This is a genomic window from Enterococcus avium (assembly GCF_002891025.1).
Lineage (GTDB): Bacteria > Bacillota > Bacilli > Lactobacillales > Enterococcaceae > Enterococcus_A > Enterococcus_A avium.
In genome coordinates this window covers 259,061-271,682 of sequence record NZ_NBSL01000002.1, presented here as the reverse complement: position 1 = coordinate 271,682, position 12,622 = coordinate 259,061, and the positions used below count along the sequence as shown (strand labels likewise).

Sequence of the window (12,622 nt, the reverse complement as noted above, 5' to 3'; positions counted from 1 at the left end):
AAGTAAATTTAGCATAAATTTGGAGTTATTTACTTTTTTCTATAGAAAAAGAAAAATTATCATTTCCTCTTTTTAGCTGTATTTTATTAACACAATTAAAATCACAAAGCCATTTAACCATAACTTTTCTATGTTCGTTATTAGAACAGAAAAAAAGAACACCTCAAGACAAAATTAAGTCTCAAAGATGTTCTGATTAATGTTTGTGAATCACCATTAAAATCTCTAAAAAAGAACTATTTTAGATGAAATTAACGCTTTAAAACCGCTCTTTTTCTTTACTAATCCAGCCGATAAATCAGACAATCACAAGTTCACAAGCGTAATTTCCCTATTTCTATTTTATCGCTTCGGGATTCATTTCTTGCCATTCTTTGCTTAGGAAATAACGATTATTGATCGTATAATTCTCACCTTGAGAATTAGAGCTCTTCAAAAATGGAGCAATTTCTTTATCTGCCGCCAGCCAGCCCTTCCATCCTAAATGAATCGTATCTTGCATAAAGTAGGGCGTATTTTGCTGAGTTGAGTAGTCAGCGATATTGGTAAAGCCCTGCGATGTTAATTGGTATTTGATTTTAGCAGAAAATTGCTGCAGCATCTCATCAGAAAGACCCGTAAATTTTGCCCAGCGGCCATTGACTGGTGGAATGATAAAGAGTACCTTCGCATGCTTTTTCGCTAATTGATCAAGCGCCAATTGAAAATCGGAAAACTCTGGAGAATAGCGATAATCCCATTTTCGTTGCGAATTGGCAAATCGATCCATATGTGGTTCGATCCTGCGTTTAAAGAAATGCTGTTGAATCCCAAATTCATTTCCTTGGGTCGCCTGCTTGCCTAAACGATTGGCTAACTGATTCAATTTATGGGGATCATAATTTTCAGGCAGTGCTTTGACATTTTTATCGATAGCCTTCTGCTTACTAATCATGCCGATTGTACTGAACAATTCGTCCTCTCGTTCTAACATGTTTAATTTTAGTCTGCTGAAGGTGACATCCGTTTGGTCTGGTAAATTTCCCGCCATCACTGCATCTAGCATTCTTTCTAACCGTTCATCTTTTCTTACCACTCCATAGTGAGTCAAGCGTTGAGCCAAATATTTATCACTAGATTGAACTTTTTTGAGATTCATTAGCCAAGTCAAGGTCTGCTCTGGGGAATAATAGGCATCAAAGTAATCACGTTTGATCCCATTTTTAACAAACCATTGTGGGGAAATGATGAATACAACCTTGCGATCCTTCAACTCATTTCCCAATGACTGCATCATCATAAATTGGGTCAATGATTGGGTTCCAGGCGCTCCCATCAAAAAAGGCGTGTAGCCGCGATCATACTTTTCGGCTAAGACCGATGGATGGAAGGGACTGATTCGGCTCAATTCAGAAGAGCCGAAAAATGGGACGTAATGATCGGTACTTAGAGCTTCTTTTGTAATACTGTTTCCTCGCAAAACATTTCCAGCCATTGAACTTGAAGCAGCTTTGATCAGCTTTGGATCATTGCTGTTGATTTTAAATGGGGAAAAAAACAGAAGAACCAATAATACTGCCGCTAAAAGAATCGGCCCAAAGATACCGAAAAGTTTCTTTTTCATTAAGCCTGTAAAGCTTTCACTTGTTCAATAATTTTATTTGGTGTGTTCCATTGCGCGCGGTCAAACTCTGAAACAGGTACTTGCACATCTAACTGTCCTTCAATTTCAACCAATAGCTGAACGGTTGCTAGGGAGTCCATCAATCCTTCCTCGAATAAATCTACCTCAGGATTTTCTCGAACTTCCTCTGTTCCTGTGATATCTTCTAAAATACTAAATAATGTGTCTTCCATGTTACTCGCTCCATTTCGTTTTTTTGTAGTCTAGCTGTTTATCTTCCTAGAAAGAAATTGTGAAATATTAATTTATCCAAAAAACCTGAGAAGATCAAAAAGCTCAAGCAGACGGCGTTGAAGGTTAAGAAAATCGCCAACGCATGGGTAAATTTATTGGATGGAATCTGCTTCTTGTGTTTCTTCTTGAATCGCAGCCACGCATCTGTCAAACAAATCAATGCGGCATGATAGAAGCCATACAAGATGTAATACCAAGTCAAGCCGTGCCAAACGCCCATGATCAGGAACAAAGCAAAGTAGCCGACATTTGACGCGACGATCCGACTCTTGAAGGTTTTCTTTTTAATCAAGGTGAACATCAAACGCATATAAATATAATCGCGAAACCAAAAGGACAAGGTCATGTGCCAACGATTCCAGAATTCTTTGATGTTCCAGGATAAGAACGGCTTATTAAAGTTCGGTGGTGTCTCATATCCCATCAGCTTGCTGGTACCTACTGCAAACAGGCTGTAGCCAGCGAAATCGAAGAACAAATACATACTATAGACATACATATAGCCGACTAGGCCCCAAGAAATACCACCATGCTGCATCGCCATTCGATCAACGATTGGCAGAAGCACTTGACCAAAATAATAGCCGATTACAAATTTATATAAAAAGCCGACAAAAATATCGTGAACACCAGCACCTAATAAATCGACGTATTTTTCTGGTGTAGGCGGCTCCTTCAAATCCTTTTCAAAGCGGCGATACCGATCGATCGGACCAGAGGAAATCGTTGGGAAAAACAGCAGGAACTTGATATAGTTCAACGGGCTGTATTCCTTGATCATCCCATCCCGCATTTCCATGATGATCTGAACCGATTTAAAGGTCAGATAAGAAATCCCTAGAAATCCAAAGATGGAGTTTTCTCCATCTATAAATGGGGTGATCTTAACTAAAATCAAAGGAACGATACTTAAAAATACGGCTAAGTAAAAGATGCCCGCTTGATTCTTGTTTTTACGATAATGGTTGTAACACCAAACAAGAATACTTTGGAAGATCACGTAGCCGATCAATGCCAGCCCTTGGCGATAATCCTTTCCGCCAAAAGAAACATACAAGAAGAACAGTGTGATCAGTGACTGGTACCAGCCGATTCGTTTACCGCGAATCAGTAGACTTATTATCAGCGGCAACAGTGCCACACATAAGATAATGAAATAAATCGGTGACGCATAAGGCACCATGTGAGGAATCAACATCAGCTATTCACCTCGTTAATTAGTCGCTTGCGATCAATTTTGCCGTTTGCCGTCCGCGGTAATTGATCGACATAGACAAATTTTTGCGGAATCATGTAGTCCATGACAGCTTCCGCTAATTCTTCTTTCACTGCCTTGCTTAGCTGATACGTTTTCTCAAAGTCATTGTCATTGGCAACAACATAAGCCACTAATTGCTGAACCTTGTGGTCTTGATACTTGGGAACCACTGTCGCCTGCTTAACATAAGAAACCTGTTCTAAATGATGATCGATGTCTTCCAATTCGATTCGAAAGCCGTGCAGCTTCACTTGAAAATCAATCCGTCCTTCATATAGCAGTAACCCATCCTTCTGAAGTCTTCCAGCATCTCCTGTACGATAAGCAGGAACGCCATCGATCTTGAAAAAGGCAGCTGCCGTTTTTTCTGGATTATGCATGTAGCCCTTTGAAACACTCGGACCTTTAATAATGATCTCCCCGGCAATGCCGTCTGTTACTGCTCGATTTCCGTCATAAATCAGAACTTCGGTATCTTCTTTGATATAACCGATCGGCACACGATCATATTTGCTTAACACCTCTTCAGTCACTTCAATTTGCGTCATGGCAACCGTTGCTTCCGTTGGCCCGTAAGTATTAAAGACCTTCGCATGCGGAAAGCGCCGTAATAACTCTTCTGCCGTCTTTCTTGGCAGCTCCTCTCCACAGAATTGGAAAATCTTCAGTGAAGGCACATGTTCGCCATCAAAGGTCTTCTCCATTAGACAGATATCCATGAATGACGGTGTTGATACCCAGACCTCCAAAGCTAAATTTGGTAAAAAGTTGAATAATTTCTTGAAATCATTGATCACTGCTTTTTCCATCGGAATTAATGTTCCACCGCTGCAAAGTGCAGGATAGATACTCATAACGGATAAATCGAAGGAATAGGGTGCCTGCGATAAAAAACGCATGCCCGCTTCGATCTCAAAATCCTTTAGATTCCAATTTACAAAACTCAATAAATTTTTGTGACTAATCTGAACACCCTTCGGTACCCCAGTCGTTCCAGAAGTGAAGATGATATAGAAGGTTTCATCGCCCATCACTGGCTGCAATTTTTCATATGCATGTTCTGTTGTAAAAATCTCAGCTAGTTTTTCAGGCGACACGACTGGAATCGTCACGTTTAATTCTTCTGGCCAAGGCAAAACACTTAAAATCATTGCTGGCTGTGCTACCTTTAGGATCAGTTGGATACGATCCAATGGGGTAGTTGATTCAATCGGAATATAGGCATGTCCGCTTTTGGCCGCTCCTAAGAAACTGGCGATCATAGCAAATTCCAATTCTCCGAAGACAACAATCGGTGTTTTAGCTTCTATATTTTGATTCAAATAGTGTGCTAAGTTATCTGACCACTGACGTAATGTTTGATAACTGAATTCTTCCTTTTCTGATTGATAAGCGAGTGCCTCTGGCTTTTCATTAGCCCATTGGTCAATCGCTGTAATGATATTTTGCATGTTGGTCCCCTTCCCGTTCAGTTCAAGAACGAACTCTTTTCAATCGATTAAAATTCGTTATAGATAAAATTACCGCCTTGGATACTCTTGTAATGGTATAAGTAAACGAGTATTAAAAGGACGGCAAAGTAGAAAAGCGTCTTTCCAATAAAACTTAACCAGTAACGAGTAGCGGGGCGTTTAAAAAATTTCTTCATCCGATCGCCCTCTCCCTTTTATTTAGTACTCATTATAGGAGGATGCCAAAAATCTACCATTTGTTTTTCTTACATATACCGCTTTCAAACGAACAGTTTTGTCACATTGGTATCCACGGCGTTTAGAACATTTTTTTAATGGAAAAACTGCCTGCTATCATTGGTTTTCTGCCAATGTAACTGGGAAGATAACTAGACGAAAAAACAGGATATACCGAATATCGATACATCCTGTTCTTAAGATTTTATGAAAGCTTTTTCTGATATACGCACGTTGCCCAATAAAATAGCGCATAGACCACCAGCATCAGTCCACAAAACAGATAGACAAATCCATAGTTGGCATTTTTGGCAATGTGAGAAATGACCGAGATAGCTAACATACTATGAATCAGAGCCAAAATCGCTGGAATAAAGAAAACCACTCGATTTTCACGCTTAATTTCTTGATAAATTGTTTTATCGGGTATTCCCATTTGTCGTAATAAACCATATTTCTTTCGCTTTTGCTTAAACTCAGAAAGTTGCCGCAGTGTGACCATACTTGCTGTCACAATGATAAAGGTGGTGGTCACAAAGGTCACTACGAACAGCACCAACCCCATACTGCTGCGAGTCATTCGATAAACTTCTTGATACGAGGTATACTCGGAACGATATACCGTCGACCCATCTTTATTAGTTCCTTCTCCTTCTACAATATCTCCGACAATCTGTTCATTTTTCCAAGTCAGATCATAATGTATCGGATAATCCCAATCGCCCTTCAGGTTTGCACGAATAACCTGATTCAGCTTATTCTCAAAACGATCTTCTACATCGATCACCTCTAACGCATAAGAAATGCCTGATAATTCATCAAAAAGTTCATCAGAAACGACAATCATTCCCGTACCATATCGCAAGCTCGTATCACCAAAAAAATTGGGGTGCGTTTCTTGAACCTTTAGCTTCTGACTTTTCAAATATATGATTTTACTGTAACGAGCATAATCATTCAGATAACGCTGATAGGAGCTCAAAACAACTGTCGAATCAGCAGACTTTAACTGAATATTCTGCAAGGTAGGATTGGTTTTTCGAAAAGCCAGATAATCAGATATCGAAACGACATCCGTAATTTCCGGCTGAGAATTTACACCCTCTCCAGAAATTGCTACGCTTTGTTTGGCTGGCACTGCTTTTAAGTGTAAGGTCTGCCGTTGATAAGGAGCAACGCTTTGCAGCTTCGGTTCTAGCTTCTGATAGCTTTGTTGTGTCATCATTACAGAGGCCGGAGCAATTTCATCAACTAAACGCATTTGTAGTGACACAAGTGCCGCCATTCCCCCTAAAATCGCCAATGCTAAACCTAACGCAACTGTGATAGAACCCAAAAAACGCCATTCACTAAATAATCGTAATTGCCATTCGCTTCTTGATAGCATTCCCAAATTTTTGTTTAAGCGCTTTGGCCGATAGGAATTATACCAGCGCAATGTAAAAGCAAAAAATAAATAGCTGCCAAATACACATAGTAAAAAGATCAAGCCCATTAACAAAGCATTGCCTCGAAGCAAGCCGAAACGATCACTGGCTGTCCGGGAAAAAACAACATAGGTCATCGCCATTCCCCAGCCGCTTAATAAAAAGAGAGCCCCGATACTACCAGCGATTTTCTGCGGCAAAGATACCTTCATCGCTTGAATTTTACGTAAGCGAAGCGTCTTTAAATGTGAAAACTTAGACCCTGATACCAGCCATAAAATCTGGAAAGAAACAACCGCCAATATAAAGAGCACCACTAAGCCAGTTGCTATGATCGCATCGGTCGAGAAAAAGAAATGCACTCTTAGCGGCAGGTCCATAGCTTTCACAAGAATCATACTAAACAGCTTAGAAAGCAAAACTCCAACGCCGATCCCGATTACAAAAGAAAAAATCCCGATAAAGAAAATTTCTAAAATGAACCAGAGACAAATCTGATAGTAGTTCAATCCATATAAATGGAAGATGCTGATATCCTTTCGCCGATTTTCTATAAAAAAACGATTGGTATTCGTCATAAAAAACAGCAAAATCAGTACAACCGCAAAACTGCCGAAGCCTAACATCCCAACTAGCTGTGTATTTTTTCCAGCACTGCGAATTAACGGCTGCTCATAGGTCATCGCTGTAAAAGAATAATAAACCATTACTGCAAAAATCAGACTGAAGAAAAAAATCAAATAGTTCGACAACTGCTTTTTAAAGCTTCGCCAAACGATTTTAATCAGCATTGGCTTTTCCTCCTCCGCCGATCGTTGCCTGCATATCAATGACCTTTTCAAAAAAATCCTTGCGAGAAGAACGCCGGACAATTTCAGAGAAAAAACGCCCATCTTTAATAAACAATACTCGGTTACAATAACTAGCAGTGTAAGGATCATGGGTCACCATTAAGATTGTGGTTTCCTCATGAAGATTCACCTCATCTAAATAATTCAAAAATTCTGAAGCAGACTTAGAATCTAAAGAGCCCGTGGGTTCATCAGCAAACAAAACCAATGGACGGCTGATCAAAGCGCGGGCCGCTGCTGTTCGCTGCTGCTGCCCGATGGATATTTCTTCCGGGTAACGTGCTAAGATCTGCTCAATCTTCAAAATTTTCGTCAACCGAAGCACCCGTTCTTCAATCTCTTCATTAGAGAGCTTACTGACAGTCAATGGCAAAATAATATTATCCTTAACTGTTAAACTATCGATTAGATTAAAGTCCTGAAAGATAAATCCTAAATTTTCCCGCCGAAAATCCGTCAAACGAGCCTCTCGCATCTGGGTAATATCTGCTCCGTCGATTTTAACGGAACCCATTGTCGGCAATAAAATTGTGGAGAGGATATTCATCAAGGTCGTCTTCCCAGCTCCACTAGGTCCCATAATACCGATGAACTCGCCTTTTTCTACACTGAAGTTCAGGTCATTTAAAACCGTGACTTTATTGTTTCGTGTGCCAAAGCTTTTACTAAGATGCTGCACATCGATCATTTTTTTCATGAGTGCCTCCTTATTCGTTTTAATGTAATTATTTTTTTCTAAAAGAAAAAATTAGGTTGATTCGAATGCCGTATATCATTCAACTAAAGTGTTCAATCAATGTATTAGCTAATTTTGATAATTTCTTTTTTGCCTACGTCTCCTGCAAAAAGTTGAACTGACATCCTTATTCGTTTTAATGTAATCATTTTTTCTAAAAGAAAAAATTAGGTTGATTCGAATGCCGTATATCATTCAACTAAAGTGTTCAATCAATGTATTAGCTAGTTTTGATATTTTCTCTTTTGCCTACGTCTCCTGCAAAAAGTTGAACTGACATCCTTATTCGTTTTAATGTACTATTTTTCTCAAATAGAAAAATGAGTTGGTCCTTGTCTGACGCAGCAGTGATCAACATATTCAAAAAATTAATATGACGAATACTTATTTTTAATATCTAAATTTTTTTCTTTATGGTATCATATTTGAGGCGGATTCCTATGTGAAACGTCCTTCAATAGTCTTACAATTTTTTCACTTTTTTGGAAAAATATTTTTCAGTTATTTTATCATAAAGGGAAGCTTGACCTCATCAGTTTTCTTATATCTTTCAGTAAACGAGCACACTATATATAGTGTGCTTTTCTTTTTTTGACAAAAAATAATACTATATATCGTTGCAACAAACTCAGAAATGCTATATGATTGATAATGAACTTTAAAGGAAATGGAGTGTTTGCAATGATGGAAATCCACACAAAAGATTCGTTGTTCAACGAATATCAACCGTCGCTAAAAAATATTAAGGTCGTAAAACGTGATGGTCGTCACACAGCATTTGATGATCAAAAGATTTATGATGCTTTAATCAAGGCAGAAACGAAAATTAAAGGATCTGTTGATCCATTGGCTCATGAACGTATCCAGTCAATCGTTGAGCGTGTAGATGCAGAAATTTCAGAACGTTTTACTAGCGATATCAAAATATATGAAATCCAAAACATCGTGGAGCATACATTATTAGAACACAACGAATATGAATTAGCGGAAGAATATATCAATTATCGGACGCGCCGCGACTTCCAGCGCAGCAAAGCCACCGATATCAACTTTACGATCGGAAAATTGATCAACAAGGATCAAACCGTCGTTAACGAAAATGCCAATAAAGATAGTGATGTCTTTAACACGCAGCGTGATTTAACAGCTGGAATTGTCGGCAAATCAATTGGTTTGAAGATGCTGCCGCCTCATGTGGCGAACGCGCACCAAAAAGGCGACATCCATTATCATGATTTAGATTATCATCCATATACACCGATGACCAACTGCTGTTTGATTGACTTCAAAGGCATGTTGAACAACGGCTTTAAAATCGGGAATGCGGAAGTTGAAAGTCCTAAATCAATCCAAACAGCAACAGCCCAGATTTCACAAATCATCGCCAACGTGGCTTCAAGCCAATACGGTGGCTGTTCAGCAGACCGTACGGACGAATTATTAGCTCCTTTTGCGCGTCTAAATTACGCAAAACACTTAAAAGACGCTGAAGAGTGGATCGATGACCCTGAAAAACAAAAAGCGTTCGCGAAACAAAAAACACGTAAAGATATTTATGACGCGATGCAAAGCTTAGAATATGAAATCAATACCCTATTTACTTCAAACGGACAAACGCCTTTCACTTCTCTTGGCTTTGGTCTTGGAACAGACTGGTTTGAACGTGAAATTCAAAAAGCGATTCTGCAAATCCGAATCAAAGGTCTAGGCAGCGAAAAACGGACAGCAATCTTTCCTAAATTGATCTTTACTTTGCGTCGTGGTACAAACTTAGAACCAACTGATCCAAACTACGATATCAAAGAATTGGCGTTAGAATGTGCAACTAAACGGATGTATCCAGATATCTTGAACTATGATAAATTGATCGAATTAACCGGCAGCTTCAAAGTGCCAATGGGATGCCGCTCATTCTTACAAGGCTGGAAAAATGAACAAGGAGAAGAAGTCAACGCAGGTCGTATGAACCTTGGCGTTGTTACCTTAAACTTACCGCGGATCGCTTTAGAGTCTGGCGGCAACAAAGAAAAATTCTGGTCTCTATTAGAAGAACGCCTGCAAATCGCCAAAGACGCGTTAGTCTTCCGTATCGATCGTTGTAAAGAAGCTACACCAGCAAACGCTCCGATCCTTTATCAATATGGCGCGTTCGGCAAACGTCTGAAACGGACCGATGCGGTTAACGAATTATTCAAAAATAAACGGGCAACGATTTCTTTGGGCTATATCGGACTTTATGAAGTAGCCAGTGTCTTTTACGGCGGCGAATGGGAAAACAATCCAGAAGCAAAAGACTTTACCATTGACATCATGAAAGACTTGAAAGAACACGCCGATGCATGGGGCAACGAATATGGCTACCATTTCAGTGTGTATTCAACACCAAGTGAAAGCTTAACTGACCGCTTCTGTCGTTTAGATACAGAACGTTTTGGTATTGTCGAAAATATTACAGACAAGGACTACTATACAAATAGTTTCCATTACGACGTTCGTAAAAATCCAACACCATTTGAAAAACTAGACTTTGAAAAGGATTATCCTAAATACTGCTCTGGCGGGTTTATCCATTATTGTGAATACCCTGTTCTTCAACAAAATCCAAAATCATTGGAAGCTGTGTGGGATTACGGTTACGATCGCATCGCCTATCTAGGAACGAATACACCAATTGACCACTGCTACGAATGTGGCTTCGAAGGTGACTTCAAACCAACCAAACGTGGCTTTGAATGCCCACAATGCGGCAATCACGATCCAAAATCATGTGACGTAGTCAAACGGACTTGCGGATACTTAGGAAACCCTCAAGCACGTCCAATGGTGCACGGACGTCACGAAGAAATCGCCTCACGTGTAAAACACATGTAAAAAAAAACTCAACGAACATTCTTCGTTCATTGAGCCAAACAGAAATACGATTGACAGGGACGGCGCTCTTTGCCGCTCCCTGTTTTACTTGAAAGGGGAAAAATATGCGTAATCCTAAACCAAAAGAATGGCTGGCCAGCGAGTTGAGCCAACAATATATCGCAGACTACAAGGCCTTCAACTTTGTTGATGGCGAAGGCGTCCGTAACAGTCTTTACGTCAGCGGCTGTCCCTTTGCCTGTGAAGGCTGCTTCAACGCGGCTTCGCAAAATTTTCATTACGGCAAGCCTTTCACTCAAGAATTAGAAGACCAGCTAATTGCGGATACCGCTCATGACTATGTCCAAGGTGTGACCTTCTTAGGCGGTGAACCCTTCTTAAATACGCAGGTCTGCTTAAAAGTTATCAATCGAATTCGCGCTGAATTCGGCGATACGAAGGACATCTGGTCTTGGAGCGGCTACACCTTTGAAGAACTGTTGTTAGACAGCGATGATAAGCTAGAAATGCTAAGCAAGATCGATATTTTAGTTGACGGTCGTTTCGAACTCTCAAAGAAAAACTTGATGCTACAATTTCGTGGTAGTTCCAACCAACGCATCATCGATGTAAAAAAATCATTGGCTAAAGGTGAAGTCGTCATTTGGGAGAAGCTTCATGACTCCGAAAAAGCTTTCGAGCAAATCAAAAAGAGCGAACTAATTTGAACGCTCTTCCCACAAAGGCAACACAATATTTTCAAATGCAATGGGATCAAGATTAGTCAGAGTAATTCCGACTAAGCGGATCCCTTTTTCTACGCCGCCAATCTCCTCCCAAATCAAACTGGCCTGTGAAAACAAGTCTTCTTTCTTTTCTATGTAATAAGGCAAAGTGACCCGTCGTGTGACTGTCGTGTAATCCGCATAGCGAACTTTAAGAACAACCGTCTTGCCGTGACGCTGTACGCGTTTTAAGGAGCCCTCGACTTTTTCCGCCAATTGCCTTAACTGACTTAACACCTCATCATCTGTCGATAACGGGCGGCCATACGTATGTTCTTTCCCGACAGACTTTCGTTCACGCGTGATACTAACAGGTGAATCATGGATTCCCCGTACCTTTCGATACAAGGAATAGCCCATCTTGCCGAATTCTTGAATCAGGAACATTTCACTCTTCTCGTACAAGTCCGCTCCAGTAAAAATTCCCAGCTCATTCATTTTAGGAACAGTCTTCTTCCCTACGCCATGAAATTTCTCAATCGGCAAACGTTTTAAAAAGACGACGGATTCCTCTGGCGAGATTACTGTCATTCCCTGAGGCTTTTGGTAATCCGAAGCCAGCTTGGCCAGGAACTTATTGTAGCTGACTCCAGCAGAACAGGTTAATTGCAGCTCCTGCCAAATCTCTTGCTGAATCAGACGAGCAATTTTGATGGCCGAACGCGCATTGATCTTATTTTCCGTTACATCCAGATAAGCTTCATCGATCGACACCGGCTCAATAATATCCGTATAGCGATGAAAAATTTTTCGAACCTGTTGTGAAACAGCACTGTACTTAGCATGGTCACCAGGCTTAAAAATAGCCTGAGGACACAATTCATACGCCTTCTGGGCACTCATCGCCGAATGAATCCCATAAATCCGAGCCTTGTAATTCGCCGTCGTCACGACACCCTTGCCGCCAGTATCAGAAGGATGACGAGCGATTACTAAAGGATGCTTCGCCAGTTCCGGATCGTCCCGTTCCTCGACGGAGGCAAAAAAAGCATCCATGTCAATATGGATAATTTTTCGCGATGTATCATTTTTCAAAGGAAAAACCAAATCTGCCATTCTGCTCTCCCCTTCCTATCTTATCTTCATTATAACCGAACGTCTGTTCAGAGACAATTATTCCCACTAGAAGA

10 protein-coding genes are annotated in these 12,622 nt (G+C 40.3%); 2 read left to right on the top strand and 8 right to left on the bottom strand.

Features of this window, described 5'->3' with window-relative positions; all coding sequences use genetic code 11:
• Window positions 1-337: 337 nt before the first annotated feature.
• The 7 genes from dltD to AUF14_RS01390 all read right to left on the bottom strand — a co-directional run bounded on the left by dltD (window position 338) and on the right by AUF14_RS01390 (window position 7,818).
• On the bottom strand, window positions 338-1,603 hold the full coding sequence (gene dltD / locus AUF14_RS01420; protein ID WP_016180883.1) for a D-alanyl-lipoteichoic acid biosynthesis protein DltD: 1,266 nt from the start codon (window positions 1,601-1,603) through the stop codon (window positions 338-340).
• Window positions 1,603-1,836 (bottom strand): D-alanine--poly(phosphoribitol) ligase subunit DltC, encoded by a 234-nt coding sequence (gene dltC, locus AUF14_RS01415; protein ID WP_016180884.1) that lies wholly within the window; start codon window positions 1,834-1,836, stop codon window positions 1,603-1,605. The genes dltD and dltC overlap by 1 nt, the downstream gene beginning before the upstream one ends.
• A gap of 38 nt (window positions 1,837-1,874) precedes the next feature.
• Window positions 1,875-3,095, bottom strand: coding sequence for a D-alanyl-lipoteichoic acid biosynthesis protein DltB (gene dltB, locus AUF14_RS01410; RefSeq protein WP_016180885.1), 1,221 nt, complete (start codon window positions 3,093-3,095; stop codon window positions 1,875-1,877).
• Window positions 3,095-4,606, bottom strand: coding sequence for a D-alanine--poly(phosphoribitol) ligase subunit DltA (dltA, locus tag AUF14_RS01405; protein ID WP_016180886.1), 1,512 nt, complete (start codon window positions 4,604-4,606; stop codon window positions 3,095-3,097). The genes dltB and dltA overlap by 1 nt, the downstream gene beginning before the upstream one ends.
• A 47-nt stretch (window positions 4,607-4,653) precedes the next feature.
• A complete protein-coding gene (locus AUF14_RS01400; RefSeq protein WP_016180887.1) occupies window positions 4,654-4,803 on the bottom strand; it encodes a teichoic acid D-Ala incorporation-associated protein DltX in 150 nt (49 codons plus the stop codon).
• A 245-nt stretch (window positions 4,804-5,048) separates the two neighbouring features.
• Window positions 5,049-7,061: an FtsX-like permease family protein gene (locus AUF14_RS01395; protein WP_016180888.1), complete on the bottom strand. Its 2,013-nt coding sequence runs from the start codon at window positions 7,059-7,061 to the stop codon at window positions 5,049-5,051.
• Window positions 7,051-7,818, bottom strand: coding sequence for an ABC transporter ATP-binding protein (locus AUF14_RS01390; protein WP_016180889.1), 768 nt, complete (start codon window positions 7,816-7,818; stop codon window positions 7,051-7,053). Before AUF14_RS01390 ends, AUF14_RS01395 begins: the two co-directional genes overlap by 11 nt.
• A gap of 720 nt (window positions 7,819-8,538) precedes the next feature.
• Here AUF14_RS01390 and nrdD point away from each other — a divergent pair.
• Window positions 8,539-10,728 carry an anaerobic ribonucleoside-triphosphate reductase gene (gene nrdD / locus AUF14_RS01385; RefSeq protein ID WP_102865862.1) on the top strand — a complete coding sequence of 730 codons (2,190 nt, stop codon included), beginning with the start codon at window positions 8,539-8,541 and terminating at the stop codon, window positions 10,726-10,728.
• Between the two features lie 104 nt (window positions 10,729-10,832).
• A complete protein-coding gene (nrdG, locus tag AUF14_RS01380) occupies window positions 10,833-11,435 on the top strand; it encodes an anaerobic ribonucleoside-triphosphate reductase activating protein (protein WP_016180891.1) in 603 nt (200 codons plus the stop codon).
• On the opposite strand, the gene dinB is transcribed toward nrdG, so the two are convergent.
• On the bottom strand, window positions 11,427-12,548 hold the full coding sequence (dinB, locus tag AUF14_RS01375; RefSeq protein WP_016180892.1) for a DNA polymerase IV: 1,122 nt from the start codon (window positions 12,546-12,548) through the stop codon (window positions 11,427-11,429). The genes nrdG and dinB overlap by 9 nt on opposite strands.
• Window positions 12,549-12,622: the final 74 nt, after the last annotated feature.